Source organism: Lachnotalea glycerini (assembly GCF_003201285.1).
GTDB classification, from domain to species: domain Bacteria; phylum Bacillota; class Clostridia; order Lachnospirales; family Lachnospiraceae; genus Lachnotalea; species Lachnotalea glycerini.
Map to the genome: position 1 here is coordinate 67840 of NZ_QICS01000005.1, position 19692 is coordinate 87531.

At 34.7% G+C, this 19692-nt stretch carries 15 protein-coding genes; all 15 read right to left on the reverse strand.

Features of this window, described 5'->3' with window-relative positions:
* Positions 1-6: 6 nt before the first annotated feature.
* On the reverse strand, positions 7-819 hold the full coding sequence (gene flgG, locus C8E03_RS11335) for a flagellar basal-body rod protein FlgG (RefSeq protein ID WP_094377210.1): 813 nt from the start codon (positions 817-819) through the stop codon (positions 7-9).
* A 38-nt stretch (positions 820-857) separates the two neighbouring features.
* Positions 858-1631, reverse strand: coding sequence for a flagellar hook-basal body protein (locus C8E03_RS11340; RefSeq protein ID WP_094377211.1), 774 nt, complete (start codon positions 1629-1631; stop codon positions 858-860).
* A 16-nt stretch (positions 1632-1647) separates the two neighbouring features.
* The gene (gene mreB, locus C8E03_RS11345) at positions 1648-2640 is read right to left on the reverse strand and encodes a rod shape-determining protein (protein ID WP_094377212.1); all 993 of its coding nucleotides are present in this window, start codon (positions 2638-2640) and stop codon (positions 1648-1650) included.
* Between the two features lie 625 nt (positions 2641-3265).
* Positions 3266-6100, reverse strand: coding sequence for an excinuclease ABC subunit UvrA (uvrA, locus tag C8E03_RS11350; protein WP_094377213.1), 2835 nt, complete (start codon positions 6098-6100; stop codon positions 3266-3268).
* Between the two features lie 201 nt (positions 6101-6301).
* On the reverse strand, positions 6302-7240 hold the full coding sequence (locus C8E03_RS11355; protein WP_094377214.1) for a glycerophosphodiester phosphodiesterase family protein: 939 nt from the start codon (positions 7238-7240) through the stop codon (positions 6302-6304).
* A 109-nt stretch (positions 7241-7349) separates the two neighbouring features.
* Complete coding sequence (locus C8E03_RS11360) at positions 7350-8762, reverse strand: sensor histidine kinase (protein ID WP_094377215.1); 1413 nt, start codon at positions 8760-8762, stop codon at positions 7350-7352.
* Positions 8749-9423 carry a response regulator transcription factor gene (locus C8E03_RS11365; RefSeq protein WP_094377216.1) on the reverse strand — a complete coding sequence of 225 codons (675 nt, stop codon included), beginning with the start codon at positions 9421-9423 and terminating at the stop codon, positions 8749-8751. The genes C8E03_RS11360 and C8E03_RS11365 overlap by 14 nt, the downstream gene beginning before the upstream one ends.
* 243 nt (positions 9424-9666) lie before the next feature.
* A complete protein-coding gene (gene uvrB, locus C8E03_RS11370; RefSeq protein ID WP_094377217.1) occupies positions 9667-11652 on the reverse strand; it encodes an excinuclease ABC subunit UvrB in 1986 nt (661 codons plus the stop codon).
* A 145-nt stretch (positions 11653-11797) separates the two neighbouring features.
* Positions 11798-13150 carry a GH1 family beta-glucosidase gene (locus C8E03_RS11375; protein WP_094377218.1) on the reverse strand — a complete coding sequence of 451 codons (1353 nt, stop codon included), beginning with the start codon at positions 13148-13150 and terminating at the stop codon, positions 11798-11800.
* A gap of 106 nt (positions 13151-13256) precedes the next feature.
* Positions 13257-14297: a LacI family DNA-binding transcriptional regulator gene (locus C8E03_RS11380; protein WP_110291101.1), complete on the reverse strand. Its 1041-nt coding sequence runs from the start codon at positions 14295-14297 to the stop codon at positions 13257-13259.
* 381 nt (positions 14298-14678) lie between these two features.
* Entirely contained in the window at positions 14679-16133 is a 1455-nt protein-coding gene (locus tag C8E03_RS11385; protein ID WP_110291102.1) for a purple acid phosphatase family protein, read from the reverse strand.
* Positions 16134-16274: 141 nt separating this feature from the next.
* Complete coding sequence (locus tag C8E03_RS11390) at positions 16275-16520, reverse strand: hypothetical protein (protein WP_094377221.1); 246 nt, start codon at positions 16518-16520, stop codon at positions 16275-16277.
* A 197-nt stretch (positions 16521-16717) separates the two neighbouring features.
* On the reverse strand, positions 16718-17734 hold the full coding sequence (locus tag C8E03_RS11395; RefSeq protein ID WP_094377222.1) for a DUF4179 domain-containing protein: 1017 nt from the start codon (positions 17732-17734) through the stop codon (positions 16718-16720).
* Positions 17731-18204, reverse strand: a complete 474-nt coding sequence (locus tag C8E03_RS11400; protein WP_094377223.1) for an RNA polymerase sigma factor — start codon at positions 18202-18204, stop codon at positions 17731-17733. Before C8E03_RS11400 ends, C8E03_RS11395 begins: the two co-directional genes overlap by 4 nt.
* A gap of 291 nt (positions 18205-18495) precedes the next feature.
* Positions 18496-19689 (reverse strand): elongation factor Tu, encoded by a 1194-nt coding sequence (gene tuf / locus C8E03_RS11405; protein ID WP_094377224.1) that lies wholly within the window; start codon positions 19687-19689, stop codon positions 18496-18498.
* Between the last annotated feature and the right edge of the window lie 3 nt (positions 19690-19692).

The window sequence follows — 19692 nt, forward strand, 5'->3', positions numbered from 1 at the left end:
TTATACTTATCTTAAATTGTTAGCCTGTTGCATCATATCATCTGCCGCTTGAACTGCTTTTGAATTCATTTCATATGCTCTTTGTGCAACTATTAGATTAACCATCTCGTCTGCAACCTGCACATTAGACGCTTCTAAATAGCCCTGATAAATTTTGCTTTTTGTTACTGCAGTATTTGTTGATTCATTGATAGCAGCTCCAGAAGCATCACTGACTGCATATAAGCTGTCAGACTGCTTCAATAAGCCAGCCGGGTTATTAAATTGGTACATACCTATTGTCTTTCCAAGCGCCGTCGTAGTTCCATCGGCATTTGTATAATAAAGCTGACCAGATGAGTTTACCGTTACATTGGAAGAATTGTATGTCGTTGGAATGGTAATTTGATTACCGCTTGTATCAAGCACCGGATATCCTTCACTCGTAGCCAGAACCAAACCATTCGTTCCTGCCGTAAACTGAAAAACTCCATTACGCGTATAATAAGTTTTGCCATCTTCTGCCTTAACAGCAAAAAAACCATTTCCACTGACTGCAAAATTTGTATAAATTCCTGTTTCTGTCAAAGTACCCTGTGTGTAATGAGAGGTAATAGAAGAGTTTCTAACACCTAAACCAACCTGAGCACCAATAGGCTTATTTTCTCCATTTTTTGATGTAGTCTTTGTCTGTAATGTCTGATAGAGCAAAGACTTAAATTCTGCCGTTTCATTTTTATAGCCTGTTGTATTAACATTTGCAAGATTATTTGCAATTGTATCAACTGCAGTTTGCTGCGCGATCATACCACTGGCTGCTGTCCATAATGTTCTTACCATTCCTTATACACCTCTCTATTCCTCTTAAGCATCATCAATTATAATTTACCCACTGTATTGACAGCTTTATCTAATGTGCCGTCAATCGTTGTGATTACTTTTTGATTCGTTTCATATGCTCGTGTTGTCTGAATCATATTAACCATCTCTGATACTACATTTACATTTGAATACTCTATGTAACCTTGCTGAACCCTTGCAGTAGACGCCTGTGTGGTGCCTCCATCAACCAGATTGTACATGTTCTCACCGTATTTTTCCAAGTAATCATAATTGGTAACATCGGTTATTGCCAACTTATTAACTAAGGTTCCATCCTGATATATATTACCTAACGTGTCAATTTTAACGGTTGTATTTGTGTCGATCTTAATTGGAGAGTTTCCGTTCCCCAGAACATAATCTCCGTCCTTAGTAACTAAATAGCCTTGCGTGTTTACTGTAAACGAACCATCACGAGTATACTTGGTAGATGTCTGTCCTGCTTTATTAGTAAAAGAAATACTAAAAAAGCCTTTTCCATCCAAAGCTAAATCATATGTATTTGAGGTCTCCTTAAAAGACCCCTGTGAATAATCAGTATAGGTTTCTCCTATTTGAGCACCCATACTCATTGTTCCTAATCTTTTATTTACATAGTATTCTGATGCATCCTTGATTTTAACTGCATATACATCTGCAAAAGACTGCGCCGTTGCGCCCTCAGCCTTATATCCATAGGTAGATGCATTAGCCATGTTATTCGTAATTACATCCATTCTGTTTTGTTCATTAATCATGCCTGTATAGGCTGTGTATAACCCCTTTACCATATACTTGCCTCCTTAACTAATTGTCTCTTTTCCCACTAAGGAATTCAACAAATTTACCTGTGCCAATTGCTACAGCTGTCATCGGATCCTCAGCGGTCATTGTATTAATTCCGGTTTTTTCTTCAATTAATTCCTCTAAACCTCTTAAAAGACTTCCGCCTCCTGTTAAAACGATACCTCGATCAGCAACATCTGCTGCCAATTCCGGTGGTGTCTTTTCCAATACGCTGTGAACAGCTTCCACAATCTGTGCTGTTGTTTCCTTTAGTGCCTCTTCGGTTTCTTCCGACGTTACTGTAACCGTCTTAGGAAGTCCTGTCACAAGATTACGTCCTCTTACATCCATCGAGTCCACTTCTGCCCTTCTATAAGCAGAGCCTATCTTAATCTTTATGTCCTCAGCAGTTCTTTCACCGATTAGAAGATTATGCTTTTTACGCATATATCGAACAATCGCCTCATCGAAATCATCGCCTGCAATCTTAATAGACGTACTAACTACAGTACCTCCAAGTGAAATAACTGCGATATCAGAAGTTCCACCGCCAATATCAACTATCATATTACCACAAGGTCTGGAAATATCAATGCCTGCTCCAATTGCTGCTGCAATTGGTTCTTCTATAATAGAAACTTCCCTTGCTCCTGCCTGATAAGTAGCATCCTCTACGGCTTTTTTCTCAACCTCTGTCACACCACTAGGTACACAGACACTTATTCGCGGCTTACGAAAAGTTTTCTTTCCCAATGCCTTTTGAATAAAATATTTAAGCATTTTCTCTGTTACCGTATAATCCGAAATAACACCTTGTCTAAGAGGTCTTACTGCCACTATATTTCCTGGTGTTCTTCCAAGCATTAATCTTGCTTCTTCGCCAATCGCTTTAATCTTGTTTGTATCACGGTCAAACGCAACTACAGATGGCTCTTTTAAAACAACACCTTTTCCTTTTATATATACCAATATACTTGCGGTTCCTAAATCAATACCAATATCCGTACCTAACATAATTTTCCCCTTTCGAATAAGCTATATCTATTTCAAAATAAACAAAAATTATTTTGTCTGCTAAATATAATGTAATATTTATAAATAAGTGAAACATTGAAGAATATACTTACTCATCAATATCCATAGTATTTCACATACTCGTTTACATTATAAACAATAATTTCAATTTTTTAAAGTCTTTTCTTATATTTTTCCTATTTTTCTATTCTAGCTTAAATTTATGAAAGTTTTTTGTTCATATTTATTTCATTTTTATTAAGATGATTCAATAAATACTATTTTTCACCTTTTTTTTAATGTTTCGTCAAGAAATGAACACATTTCATGTTTATACTGATATTGTATTAGCAAATAGCTAATATGATTTTTCATAACTCATGCACTGCAGTTGCCGGTAAATTACTGCAGTGCACTCCCTCAGAAAACACACATAATGTGTGTTATTTTTATTTATAAGAATAAAGGAGAAAAGTTAAACACGCAGTTGATTTTTATAAATACAATAACTTGATAAACTGCAAAACATATTTCTCATATTTAAGTAAAAAAGCTTATTCGGGAAATGGAAATTTATAAATATCCTTTATATTATATCGACTTAATTTATTTTTTTATTAGTCTTTTACGATAAATATTTTTTAATGTACTTTCCTGTATAAGACTTCTTATTATGCGCTATGTCCTCCGGCGTTCCTGTTGCTACAACTATTCCGCCTCCATCTCCGCCTTCTGGTCCAATATCAATAATATAATCTGCCGTTTTAATGACATCTAAATTGTGCTCTATGACTAAAACAGAATTACCTCCTTCAGAAAGTCTTCTTAAAATTTCAATCAACTTATGAACATCTGCAAAGTGAAGACCCGTTGTCGGCTCATCTAAAATATAGATAGTTTTTCCAGTACTTCTTTTGCTAAGCTCTGTTGCAAGTTTGATCCTTTGTGCCTCCCCGCCTGATAAAGTCGTAGATGGTTGTCCTAATCGAATATAGGAAAGCCCTACATCATTTAAGGTTTCAATTTTTCTGCGAATGGAGGGAACATTTTCAAAAAATTGGAGAGCTTCCTCCACCGTCATATTAAGTATATCATAAATATTCTTGCCTTTATATTTTACCTCAAGAGTCTCTCGATTATACCTCTTACCCTGACATACCTCACAAGGAACATAAACATCCGGTAAAAAATGCATCTCAATCTTAATAATTCCATCACCGCCACAGGCTTCACAGCGTCCGCCTTTCACATTAAAGCTAAAACGTCCCTTTTGATATCCCCTTGCTTTTGCATCCTGTGTTGTCGCAAACAAATCACGTATCTGGTCAAAGACTCCTGTATAAGTTGCCGGATTAGATCGTGGTGTTCTTCCAATCGGAGACTGATCAATATCAATTACCTTATCAAGCTGTTCAATGCCTTCTATTTTTTTATGCTTTCCCGCAATGGTTCTGGCACGGTTTAGCTTTCTTGCCAACTCTTTATAAAGTATTTCATTTACTAATGAACTTTTTCCTGAGCCTGAAACGCCTGTTACGCAAGTCATAATTCCAAGTGGGATTTCAACATTGATATTCTTTAAGTTATTTTCTTGGGCTCCTATTATCTTCAGACAACCAGTCGGTACCCTTCTTTCCTTTGGCACAGGAATTTTAATTCTGCCACTTAGATAAGCTCCAGTTATCGATTTCATATTCTCCATAATTTCCTTGGCTGTACCCTGGGCAACCAACTCACCACCGTGCTCTCCCGCACCTGGTCCGATATCTACAATATGGTCTGCTGCCAACATTGTATCTTCATCATGCTCTACCACTAAAAGAGTGTTTCCTAATTCCTTGAGATGTATTAGAGTCTTGAGCAATTTGTCGTTATCTCTTTGATGAAGTCCAATACTTGGTTCATCCAAAATGTAAGCTACTCCTACCAATCCCGATCCTATTTGAGTAGCAAGACGAATTCTTTGAGCCTCTCCACCTGATAACGTGCCAGTTGCTCTGGCCAATGTCAAATAATCAAGTCCAACATCAATCAGGAAACCAACTCTAGCCTTGATTTCTTTTAATACCTGCTGACCAATCAGCTCCTGTGTCTTAGTTAACTGCATATTGTCCATAAACTCTTTTAGCTTCTTAATAGACATTGATGTAACTTCATGAATATTTTTATCACAAATAGTGACTGCTAAAGATTCTTTTTTTAATCTCTGTCCATTGCATTCCTTACAAGGCGTGATTCTCATAAATGTCTCATATTCCTGCTTCATGGCATCAGAAGAAGTTTCACGGTATCGTCTCTCGACATTTTTAATAATACCCTCAAAGGAAACATCGTATACTCCTTCTCCTCTTTGTCCCTTATAATAAACTTTTACTTCTCTTCCCTTGGTACCATGAACTAATATATCCTGTACTTCATCTGACAATTTCTCAAAGGGCATTTCTAAATCAAATTTGTATTCCTTTGCTAATGCATCCAATATAGCTCGTGTATAGCTTGTTTTATCTGTGCTCGACTGCCATCCCATTACAGTAATAGCGCCTTGTGCAATACTAAGACTTTTATCCGGTATAATTAAGTCTATGTTAAATTCCATCTTGTAGCCAAGACCATAACAGTCCGGGCATGCTCCAAAGGGATTGTTAAAAGAAAAACTCCTGGGTTCTATTTCATCAACGCTGATTCCACAGTCCGGACAAGAGAAGCTCTGACTGAAATTGATTGGATTAGCATCGGCTACATCTACAATTAATAGTCCCTCAGCTAACTCCAAAACTGTTTCTATTGAATCTGTAAGTCTCTTTTCAATACCCTGTTTCACCACAAGGCGGTCAACAATAATTTCAATATTATGCTTTTTATTCTTATCCAGCTTAATATCCTCAGCCAGCTCATATAGATTACCATCTACTCTCACTCGAACATAGCCACTTTTTTTTGCCTGTTCAAATAATTTATTATGCTCACCTTTTCTTCCTCTCACAACTGGGGCTAAAAGCTGTATCTTGGTTCTCTCTGGAAGAAGCATAATCTGATCAACCATTTGATCGACTGTTTGTCTTTTTATTTCTTTACCACAACTCGGGCAATGAGGTATACCAATTCTTGCATATAGCAAACGAAAATAATCATATATCTCTGTTACCGTTCCTACGGTTGATCTGGGATTTCGATTGGTTGATTTTTGATCAATCGATATGGCCGGACTTAACCCCTCTATACTTTCTACATTTGGTTTTTCCATCTGTCCTAGAAATTGCCTTGCATAAGAAGACAGTGATTCCATATATCGCCTTTGTCCTTCTGCATATATCGTATCAAACGCAAGGGAGGACTTTCCTGATCCGCTAAGACCTGTTAATACAACGAATTCGTTACGTGGAATATCCACGTCTATATTTTTTAGATTATGCTCATTTGCTCCTCTAATTTTAATATATTGTCTGTTTTTTTTTGTCATTTTGCACCTCTTAAGTTTTCATCTGCCCAAAGTACCTGATATAACATTGTTCGTCATTTTTATTACTGCTATGCTATAATATCAAAAAACTTTCTGATATTCTTTTGATAAGTTATATTATATCATTTATTATTCTTTTTGCAAACATTTGTTCTATTATTTTATAAAATAGTCTTAAGAGTTCTTGTTTTTATATTTTAATCACTGTCGAGACAGTTTTTTTACCTTTATTACCGTTTTTAAAAAGTATATAAGAGCAAATAAAATAGCAGCCATAATAAGAAGAAGTAAGAGCATAGCAAGTATCAAACGAAGCATTTTATATGGATAAACATAATTAGAATATACTCCATTTACACCCATAAATCGTAATTCTAATACACTTTTTCTGCTATCAATTGTATGTACAAAAACTGTTATTCCGTTTTTCTTTAGTTTTTTACATATTTCTTTGGTTATGTATTTTTGGGGAATCGTTAACACCTTTATATTTTTTTCTACACAAAAGTCTAAAATATTGTCAATACCATTTTCTCTAAGCTCACTTTTCATATGATACAACGTAAATATGTAATTTTCAAAGGAAAATCTTTCCCTTATCTGCTCGTAATTTTCATAATTATAAAACTGAATAACAAATTGCCTTTTATAATCAGTATAGCCTATTTTTTCAGCTGCTTCTTCAATGCTCTCAAGTATTGCAATGACTTGGCCAGCTTCTAGTTTTGTGTCTGTAATAAAATAGACATCAGGATTATCTCTGGCGAATTGCAATACTGCCTCTAGATCAAGTGGTGTGTATATTCCATATATTTTAGATGACATAAATGTCTCATAATCCGGTATATTTTCATTTGAAAAACCATCTTTGAAATCATCGCTCCACTTATGTCTGCACACCAGTTTACCATCACTTGTATATAAAAAATCAATTTCCATTAATCGATTTCCCATTGAATATGAATACTCCAAAGCTTCTTTTGAATTCGTATATTCTAATCCGTCTATACCTCCAAGAGCATGAGCTACATAATGATATTTCTTATAATAAGGCTGTCTCACCCAAAACATCCCTGTAACAAATGCAATTACCAATATTCCAATAACAAATAATACTAACTTTTTTCTATATTTTTTCATTAGACCCTATCCTTTAACAAATTCAATATCTATCTATTATTTCAAAATATAAGATAGTTATCTTTCATTGTTTTATTCGTCTAATGTGTAATCCATGTGAAATTGATCTTTATTCGGGAATCCAAAATGAAAATTCAACTCCATCATCTCTGTTTTCTACTCCTACTTTACCTCCATGTAAAATAATATTGGCTTTTACGATTGCTAATCCAACACCGTAATTATTACTATCTCTCGTTCTCGATTGATCTGTTTTATAAAATACTTTCCATATATTTTTCATTTCTTCGTGCGGAATGAAGCTTCCATAGTTATATACCTTGAACAAAAAGCCCTTGTCACACTCTGCTATATTCACTTTAATAATGCCATATTGACTCGTATAATGGATTGCATTTTCTATATAGTTAAAAGCAGCTCGTTCTATTAAGTGATAATCTCCATGGATTCTACAATCAACATCTCCCTCTATACTAAAAAGTATTTGACGCTTTTTTATCTGCTCAGAAAAGCACATTTCTATTCCATCAATAAGCTGCTTTGCCTGGAAATCTGTTTTTCTAATTTGCCAATCTACTCGTTCCATAATAGAAAGCTCTAGCATCTCTTTAACCAGATAGTCCATTTTATTGCATTCCATAATAATGACATCGCAATATTTATTCATTTTTTCCGGTGTATCCGCCACTGCATACTTTAGTCCTTCTGCGTACCCTTTTACGGCAGATATAGGTGTCTTTAGTTCATGAGACATATTTCTTACAAGTGCTTTCCTGTCATTAATATCCTGCCTTAACCCATCTATGCTTATGCTTAATTGATCTGATATCTCATTAATAGTTTCAGCCAACGCTCCTATTTCATTGTTAGACTTAATTGAAAGCTTATTATTAAAATTAAGCTTAGAGATTTCTTTAGCATGCTTACTGATTTCCAGAATTGGCCTTGTGATACTTTTGGAAAAAAAGAAAATAAACAGAAAACCGATTATTAACAGAATCAATGCTGTTACTTCCACAAGCCTGTTAGCGGTCCCTATATTTTCATATACGCTTTGAACAGACCTCGTCAAAATAATATATTTGATACCATTCTCGTCCTGAAAGTTGGTTACACACACCAATCGCACAATATTATCATCATCTCTGTTAATTTGTGAATAAAAAATCCCTTGTTCTTCCAACGCACTTTTACCATTTTCAATAACGCTGCTTGTCCTTTTTGATAGCTTTGACTTTGTATTTTTATCAGTCTTAGAGGTATATAAAAGATTGTAATTTTCATCTGCAATACGAACCCATATTCCCCACGTACCATCTATCATTTCAATAAAATTTTCAACTGTATCTTGACTTTCGCAATAAACTCTTTCAATTTCTGCACTGGTATCTTTCATCCTCTTTTGCGTTTGTCTTAGATAATGCTCTTTAATCAGTGAGATATTAATAATCACATTTCCTGCCACTAATATAAGCATAAAGAGAGTAAATATCATAAAAAGACTTTTTCTAATAGATTTCAAAGCTGTATCCCTGCCCTCTCATCGTTTTTATATAGTCACCGCATTCACCTAGTTTAGATCTTATCATTTTAATATGAGTATCCACAGTTCTTTCGCTTCCTTCGTAATCATAACCCCATATAGTGGTAACAATCTGGTAACGATTTAAAACGATACCTTTATTTTTAACTAAATATATTAGCAATTGATATTCCTTGTTATTCAGTCTGACAAATTTAGCATTGACATAAACCTTCTGCTTTAGCTGATTGATAGATATATTTCCTGCTATAAGCGGCTCTGTCTGCTCTATATTATTTCTCCTGAATTGCGTATTTACTCTGGCCAGAAGAACCTCATAACTGAAAGGCTTCGCAATATAGTCATCGGCACCATTTGTTAACCCTTCAACTTCATCCTTACTCTCACTTAAAGCAGTCAGCATAATGATGGGTACATTGGAATACTCACGTATTTCCTCTAATACTTTCCATCCATCCACTTTAGGCATCAGCACATCCAAAATAACCAAATCAATATCTTCTGATTCAAAATATAGTTCCAACGCTTCTTCGCCATCCCTTGCCTTTAGCACATAGTAGCCTTCCTTTTCCAAAATGTCCTGCAACAAATCTCCTAATACTATTTCATCATCCGCAATTAAAATTTTTCCTTTCATCATTTGCTCCTCCATTACTGCAAAATCTATTTTTATTATCGTCAATGTCTTATTTTTGTTACAATATCCCATTATATATATCACATAGAAATGTGTAATGAATGTGAATTAATTTTGTATCAGTTAGCCCTTTTTCTATGTATGAAGTTCTTTTCAATATAAATTTCTAAAGAAACAAAAAATATCCTCTCTGTTATGACGATTAACGTCTATAATAGAAAAGATACTCTTTGAAAATTCAACTTTTTATTCCAATCCCAAAAGCATCTGTTTTAGCTCTGTCATCTTATCTCTAAGCTCTGCTGCTGCTTCAAAATTAAGTTCTGCTGCCGCCTGCTTCATTTGCTTGGTAATCTTATTTATAATCTTTTCAAGCTCTTCCTTGCTCATTGATTCAGGATCTTTCATAATCTGCATTTCCTGTTTAGCAACTGCTTTAGAAATGCTGATTAATTCACGTACTGCCTTTTGAATAGTCTTAGGTGTGATACCATGCTCTTTGTTATATTGTTTCTGAATTTCTCTTCTCCTATTTGTTTCTCCAATGGCAGTCTGCATAGAGTCTGTAATATGATCTGCATACATTATTACTCTACCCTCTGAATTTCTTGCAGCTCGTCCAACTGTCTGTATCAGAGATGTAGCGGATCGTAAAAATCCCTCTTTATCTGCATCTAAAATAGCCACTAGTGTAATTTCTGGTATATCAAGACCTTCTCTAAGAAGGTTGATACCAACCAACACATCAAACACATCAAGCCTCATATCCCGAATAATTTCAGAGCGCTCCAACGTATCAATATCTGAATGCAAATATTTTACTCTAATACCAACCTCTCTCATATAATTGGTTAAATCTTCAGCCATTTTCTTGGTAAGAGTCGTAATCAAAATTTTATTTTTGTTTTTTGTTTCTTTATTGACTTCGCTAATCAAATCGTCAATCTGACCTTCAATTGGTCTTACTTCAATCTTTGGATCTAACAGGCCTGTCGGTCGGATGATTTGTTCTGTTCGAAGCAGTTCATGCTCTCTCTCGTATATAGATGGTGTAGCAGATACAAAAAGCATTTGATTGATTTTACTTTCAAATTCTGTAAAATTAAGTGGTCTGTTATCCTTAGCAGAGGGTAAACGAAACCCATAGTCTACAAGTGTGGTTTTTCTAGACTGATCACCTGCATACATGCCTCGTACCTGTGGGATGGTAATATGTGATTCGTCAACGATAATCAAAAAGTCTTCCGGAAAATAATCAATTAAAGTATGTGGAGGCTGTCCCGGTTTTAGACCTGACATTTGTCTGGAATAATTCTCAATGCCAGAACAAAAACCTGTTTCCTTCAGCATTTCAATATCAAAATTTGTACGTTCTGAGATTCTTTGAGCCTCTAAGAGTTTGTCCTGACTTTTAAAATATTTGGCTCTTTCCTCTAACTCCTCTTCTATCTCCATTGTTGCCTTTTTTATTTTCTCTTGTGGTACCACATAATGTGAAGCCGGAAAAATTCCTATATGTTCAAGGGTTCCTTTAATCTCACCCGTTAATACATCGACCTGCGTGATTCGGTCAATTTCATCTCCGAAAAATTCTATTCTGACAGCCAAATCACTATAATCTGCCGGAATTACCTCCAAAACATCTCCGCGTACACGAAAAGTGCCTCGCTTAAAATCCATATCATTTCTTGTATACTGAATATCAATTAATCTTCGGATCACTTCATCTCTGTCCTTATTCATTCCCGGTCTCAATGATATCATCATCTTCTCATAATCAACCGGTGAACCAAGACCATAGATACAAGAAACACTCGAAATGATAATAACATCTTTACGTTCAATCAGTGAAGCGGTTGCCGATAATCTTAATTTATCTATTTCATCATTAATAGCAGAATCCTTTGCAATATAGGTATCCGTCGACGGAACATATGCCTCCGGCTGATAATAGTCATAGTAGCTCACAAAATATTCCACGGCATTTTCCGGAAAAAACTCCTTGAATTCACTGTATAACTGACCTGCCAAGGTCTTATTATGTGCGATAATCAAGGTAGGGCGATTCAATTGCTGTATGACATTAGCCATAGTAAAGGTCTTCCCTGAACCTGTAACACCAAGCAATGTCTGAAATTGATTCCCTTCCTTAAAGCCTGTAACTAATTCAGAAATCGCCTGTGGTTGGTCACCCGTTGGCTGATATTCCGATACTAATTTGAAATGCCCCATATGCTTTGATACCTCCATTTTAAAACATCTTACAATTCATACTATTTCTGCAATAATCATTAATCATTATATCACAACGCATATATTTTATCAAACAAATGTTCGCTTGCTTCTAGATTTTATAAACTTGTATCATCGTTTGGCATTAATCACAACATCTTTTTTTAATTAAATTCTGATACCAGTACGCAGAATCTTTCCAAATTCTATTTTGAGATTCATAATCAACATAAATCAAACCAAAGCGTTGGGAATATCCTTGATTCCATTCGAAATTATCCAACAGCGACCATTGAAAATAACCTCGTATATCAACCCCATCTGATATCGCTCGTTCCATCTCCTTTAAATATCTTTGAAGAAAGTTAATTCTGTCAAAATCATGCACTTTTTTGTCTAACGATATAACGTCACGGCAAGAGACTCCATTTTCTGTAATGTATATTGGCATGTGATAACGCTCCTGTAAAAATCTTGGTCCCCAATACAAGCATTCTGGCGTAACTGGCCAGCCTGCTGCTGTTGTAGGAAAACCTTCGTATCGCTTTACCTCCTCTGGTTTTCCATTCTTTCCCATATAAATACATTTTCCGTTATAAATATTCTGTCCATACATATCAATGGGCTGTGATATCAGTTTCATATCTTCATCAGTTATTTTAGGCAAATATCTTTCATAGAGTTTTAAACCTTCTTCCGGATAATGTCCAAGCAAAACTGGATCTGACCACCATGCTACATTCCATGTCCAATTGCTGATTTCCTGCATGGAAAATAAATGTTGTCTGGCAGCCTCAATATCTTCCGGCTTTTTTGTTTTTGGATAGCTCATAGCTCCTGTCGGTGCATAACCTACCCAAATTTGCTGCTTGGCTTTCTGGCGTAGCATCTGTACTGCTCGTCCATGTGCCTTTAATGCATTGTGTGCCATTAAAAAAGTATCCTGTATTGGAGCTTTGAGCCCAGGTGCATGCTCACCATTTAAGTAGCCAAGCCCAATAAAGCACTGTGGCTCATTGAGTGTAAAAAAATGAGTCACTCGATCGCTGAAACGTTCCGAAATAAGTCCTGCATACTCACCAAACCATTCTACAATATCTTTATTCATAAAACCGCCCATTTTATATAACTCATAAGGTAGCTCCCAATGGTATAATGTTATATAAGGCTCAATGCCAGACTTTAATAATTCATCAACCAACTCACTATAGAACAAAATTCCCCTCTCATTGACCTTTCCCGTTCCCATCGGAAGCACTCTAGACCAATCTATGGAAAAACGATATCCATTTAGTCCAAGCTCTTTCATTATTTTCACATCATCTCTAAACCGATGATAATGATCACATGCAATCTCGCCTGTATGACCTTCGTAAATTCTTCCCTCTTCCTTTGTAAATACATCCCATATATGCTTTCCTTTTCCATCTTCTTGCGTTGCTCCCTCTATCTGATAAGCGCTAGTCGCCGTTCCCCAGATAAAATTCTTTTGAAACATAATTTACCTCCTATTCACTTTAAGGATTTCTGTGAAATTTTCTTAACCCCTATAATTTTGATATGTCTCAATAATGCACATCCGTTACCTTAGTTTCAAACTAATTTTAAATAAATGGAATAGAAGTACCTAGCAGCTTAACACTTTCTCTCTTGATAAAATGTCCTGCAATCATTGATACTCCAGCATAATACTGCGGATTTTCAAGCTTTAAGATCAACAAATCCACTGTTTTGTTTGCCATTTCTTTGATATTAATTGCATAGGTCGTAATACCAATATCAATCAACTGTGTGCATAGAAAATTGTCAAAACCTGCAACGGATATATCATCAGGTACCTGATATCCTTCTTTCATTAATTTCCGAATCAGTAAACTTGCTGTTAAATCACAATTACACAAAAATGCTGTAGGCATCTCCATTGGAAGTTGAAAATATTTATCTAAATCACATCTTCCTATCTCTTTATCTCTGTCATCAATAATCCAATCTTTTCTAGATTCTATACCATGCTCCATGAGTGATTTTAAATAACCGAAAAAACGATTGTCAATGCTTGTGGTTGCAAGTCTTGTTCCAACAAATCCAATCTTAGAATGTCCCATTTCAAATAAATGATTTGTCATACAATAGGCTCCCATCATATTATCGGTTACCACACTTTCCCCATTTTCAGACGGATCCATTGTGTCCATAAAAATAAGTGGAATTTTAATATTATTTTTTAAAAATATAGCATAATCTGTCTTAAACGCTCCCATTATAATAATGGCATCCACTCTTTGTTCTGAAACTATTTTAGGTACAAAGCTTCCCTTTTCATCTTCATACGTAATAACCTCCAATATGGTAAATCCATTTTTGTGAATAGCATTTTGTGAAACATCCTGATAAAGCTGCCAATAGAAAGATTGATTTTTTTCAAGATAACGCTCTGCTACTATAATACCAAAGGTATAGCTTTTTCTATTTTGCTCTTTTGAAACTCCATGGCTTTTAACATATCCCATCTCGTCTGCAATTCTTTTAATTTCTTCTCGCATCTTTAGACTTACACCCTTTTGTCCTGCAAGTGCTTTTGAAACAGTTACCGTACTAACTCTAGCCTTTTGAGCAATATCTGATAATTTTACTGTTTTTGCCATAATAAACTCCATTCTAAGCTAAATTTAAATAATTTAGCTTTATTTTAGCTTTAGTCTAATTAATTATAAAATATATTTTATTTCTTTTTTATTACTTTGTCAACGCATACCCAATAACAGAACAAGACTCGAACAAGTTAAATCCCTCCCTAATCTCTCACTCATGAGGACTTGACCGCTTTACAGCGCCTAATGCAGTCACGCAGTGACATTTTCCACTTGCATTCGTGCGCTTTGAATTTTTATTTCATAGGATCAAAACTTATATGTTACCACAACAAGGTCTTTCCAATGAAATAAAAAAGCTAAATAAGTAATTTCTAATGCCTTACTTATTTAGCCTCATATTTTAAATTTATCTTCCTTTTTGATTAATAAATATTACTGCTTAATGATTTCAAATTCATCATAAACTTCCCATGAGTCTGAATTATAAGTAGTCACCTTTAAGCTGCTAGCTGTCACGTCAACTCTTGATGCCTGTGGATGTCCCGGTGCTTCTGAAATAACAGCATATGCATTTCCTATCGCTTCATGGAATAGATTTCCACTGCTTGAACTCAATGTAAAATATACAATTCCGTCAGGATTTGTTACTGAATTACCGCTTACTTTTTGCGATATAGCGTTTCCTTTCATAACATTGGTTCTCGTATATAGCTGATCATGCCCGTTAAACACAACATCAACTCCTATATCTTCTAAAAACGGAGTCAATTCCTGTACCGCCGCTGCATCATCCAAATTCTTTGCCACACTGCTATACGGTGGTTGATGAAATACTGCTACTTTCCATTTCGCATCTGGATATTGTGCTGATGCTTCCTCAATAAATTTCTTATGATAGTCATCAAAGTCACTTCCATTATTCGTATTTATCATAAGAAACAAAACTCCATTATAGGAGAAATAGTAATCATCATTTGTTACATCTGCATCAGGTTTTATTTTATTCATATTTGGCAAATTAAAGTGTTCACCAAAATAATTTCCTCCAACATCATGATTACCGATTGTCGGAGCAAAGGCCAGTGAGTAAAGTCCTAAATGACTCAAGAGTGAAGCATAATCATCATTACTGTCATTTATACCTACTTGATCACCTGTACTTAGTAAAAATGCTACATCCTGGATTTGTTCATTAATTTGGTTGATCGTATTGTCAAAAATACCTACCTGATCCAACCCTTCATCATCGGTTCCAATTCCAATTTCTGGATCCCCAATTGCAGCAAAGCTAAAGCTTGTATCAAATGAAGATGTTTTGTATGTGTAAATCGGAGACCACCCATCGCTGTTTCCTACGACGTAATAATATGTTGTATTTGCCTTTAAATTTGCTACAGTTGCCTTGTTTACATAATATCCATTTTCTGTACTCGACTCTTTGGTTTTTGCTGTAGTTGCATTCGAAGCATAGAAAGTATTCATTTCCATAGATGAAGCCTCTTGCATTAAAACAGTTCCTTCATTTGCACTTTTAGAGTACCATACAAAGTTTCTTTCTGTTTCACTTGTACCTACCTCTATCGAAAGATATTTCATCCCTGTCGTCTCAAGGCTTTCATTTGATACATTTGGTACAGTAATAATTTCACCTGAGCCTACTTCCGATGTCTGGGAAACATTCTCGCTTGTTCCCTCTTTGGAAACATCTTGTGATTGAGATGGTGAAACCTCGACTTCCTGTTGCTGGGTATCTTCCGCTTGATTCTCCTCCGTCTGCTGGACTTCAGTATTCTCCTGCGTATCTGAAACCTCAGCTTTTTTTGAACATCCTGCTGTAAATAACAAAATAAAGCACAGAATGATTGCCATTAATCTGTTTTTCTTCATAATATAATCTCCTATTTCTTAATGATTAACTTATACTTAGCATATTCCAAGTATACCTCTACTTATTCATATTTGCAAAGATTTCAGAACTTGTATAACTACATATTACTATATAGTATCCTGACAACTATAGCAATATGTTTAAGATATTATTAAGAAATATGAAAATATTCCTTGAATAAGGGTTCCTATCTTTTCATAACATGTTAAGATTGTATCTTGAATCACATCTGCAACATCTGAATCATATTTCATATAAGCTTTTGCCACTTTATACATTCTTTGCATATTTTTATTCATTAATTCAACAAATGCATAGCATCTATCTTTCGTGCTTTCCTCATTAATACATCCATGTATTTCCTCTTCTAATTTATTAAGAATCATTCTTATTTATTCATTAGACGGTTCGTTTCAAAAAAAGCCTTCAATAATACAAAATATTTGAGGGTTTTATATCAATTAAGTATTGATGAAGTTAAAGCATTCATTAATCTTTCAAAAAGGGTGATAATCATATCACCCTCCACAAAATGTAAGTACATAATTGATGAGTCTTTACCATTTAATTGCATTTTATACCTTTACTTTACTTTAACCTCAACTTGTTTTTCCCCTAACAAAATACTTTCTATCTGATCAATATCTATTACCTCTGAAAATCTTCCCTTAGAATAATATAGACCATCATCAAAACCTGCTTGCATTTCATTTCCATCTTCTGTAATGACAGTTCCATCTTTATATTTTATAGCATTTATAATTAATGGAGTTAATATGTCTAACTGATCTAAGGATAAATCATCTGCCTTTTCTAATTCTTTTACACCTTCTGCATCTATATAAAGCTGATAGGATAATGGTGATAATACAATTTTCGTAACTTGAATTTCGCAGCCATCTATTGTAACTGTTTGGTTGATATCACGAGTTACTACGTCATTTGATTCTGCATTAATAACAAAATTCCATTTACCTTCAGTAGTTATGATATCTGGTCCTGCTTTTGGTGAGCTTTTACCAAATCCAGTAAATTGAATGTCTAAAGTTTTAGAATTAAAATCATCACTTTTTTGAATCCATACTTCAAACTCTCTGCTATGAGTCACTTCTGTCTGCGAAAACTGATCTACAAATCCCCAAAACATACTAGAGTATTGCTCTGTGTCAAAATTTGCATTCTCCTCAAAAAATTGTATTTTTAGATTCATACAATTATCTTCTGTTATATCCTCTTGACCTGTTACATTAAATAGTAAATAAATAAAGTTACTGTCTTGTATTGTTTGTTTTAGTGTGATAGTAATGTTGTTATCTGTAATCGACTGTTCCTCTTGGTTTGAAAATTTGTCTTGATTTAATACAGTCTGCATTGTTTCGTCTGCTTTAAAGTTCTCAACTACTCTGCTATTCCATTTGATTGCTGCATAAGCGGAAATCGAACCAACCAAAAATACTATAGCAGCTACCAGTACAATATATTTTTTCTTTTTCATCCTAAAGTCTTCCTTTTCTTCTGGCAAATTTTCGAGTATATTTATTAATTTATTATGAAATTCTTTTGTTTCTTTTGGAAAAGCATTACCCCAATCCAGTTTCATCTTAATCCCTCACTTTCTAAAAATTGTTTTATTTCTTTTCGTCCATTTGCTAATCTACTTTTTACAGTACCACTTGGTATGTGTAAAATTTGAGCTATATCAGTGAGTGAATAACCTTCAATATAATATAGGATAATTGGTAATCTCTTTTTATCATCCAATCTTTGTATCGCTATATGCAAATCTGTATATGGCTCGTCACAACTTTCTTGGTTTTGTATATAATACTCATAAGATATTTCATTTTTATGCTTTCGTTTATAACTATAACATTCATTAATCGTGATTCGGACCAACCAAGTTTTAAAATAGCTTTCATTCTTCAAAGAATTTCGACTCCTATACGCTTTTAAAATAGCCTCTTGGACTACATCTTCGCAATCTACTTCATTAATTAAGATAGATTTTGATATATGATACAGGGTCTGTTCTGCTTCCAGAACCTTATCTGTAAATTCTTTCTTTGTCATAAGTTTCTTTGCCTTTCTTAAAAATTAGTGCTGCAGCTTTTATTTACATTAATTAGACGCTTATCAACATACATTGGTTCATATTATATCAAATTTTTATAATTGTTGCAGTCTATAACCAATATATTACCTTTTTACAATAGTATCCGTTATGTGTTGCCATAGTAACGTAAATTTTTGAAACTGCTTTTTACTATTATTTGTTATTTCAAAAAATAGGCATCAAAAAATCCTCAGAAACTTAAGTTTCTGAGGATTTAATATGATATGTTATGATAAACAAATCAATAATTATTTAATGATTGTAGCAACACGTCCTGAACCTACAGTACGTCCACCTTCACGGATAGCGAATGTAAGACCCTGATCCATAGCAATTGGATGAATAAGTTCAATGGTCATTTCTACGTTATCACCAGGCATGCACATTTCTACACCTTCTGGTAAGTTACAAATACCAGTTACGTCAGTTGTTCTAAAATAGAACTGTGGTCTGTAGTTGTTAAAGAATGGAGTATGACGTCCACCTTCATCTTTAGTTAATACATATACCTGTGCTGTAAATTTTGTATGGCAAGTAATTGTACCAGGTTTAGAAAGAACCTGTCCTCTTTCGATTTCATCTCTTTGAACACCACGAAGTAATGCTCCGATGTTATCTCCAGCCTGAGCCTCATCAAGAAGCTTTCTGAACATTTCAATACCAGTTACAACAACCTTACGAGTTTCTTCTTTGATACCAACGATTTCAACTTCTTCTGATACATGAAGAACACCACGCTCAACTCTACCAGTTGCAACAGTTCCACGTCCAGTGATTGAGAAAATATCCTCGATTGGCATTAAGAAAGGTTGATCGGTTGCTCTTACTGGATCTGGAACCCATGAGTCAACAGCTGCCATTAATTCCATGATTTTGTCTCCCCATTCACTTTTTGGATCCTCAAGTGCTTTAAGAGCTGAACCTTGGATAACTGGAGTATCATCACCTGGGAATTCATACTCACTTAGTAAGTCTCTGATTTCCATTTCTACTAATTCAAGTAATTCTTCATCATCAACCATATCACATTTGTTCATAAATACTACGATGTAAGGAACACCAACCTGTCTTGAAAGAAGGATATGTTCTTTAGTCTGAGCCATAACACCATCAGTAGCTGCAACAACTAAGATTGCACCATCCATCTGAGCAGCACCAGTAATCATGTTCTTAACATAGTCAGCATGTCCTGGGCAGTCAACGTGTGCATAATGTCTGTTTTCAGTTGAATACTCAACGTGAGAAGTTGAGATAGTAATACCTCTTTCTCTTTCTTCTGGAGCTTTATCGATATTAGCAAAATCAACGGCTGCGTTTCCTGCAACTCTTTCAGATAAAGTCTTAGTAATAGCTGCTGTTAAAGTTGTTTTACCATGGTCAACGTGACCAATTGTTCCAATGTTACAATGTGGTTTATTTCTCTCAAATTTAGATTTAGCCATTTT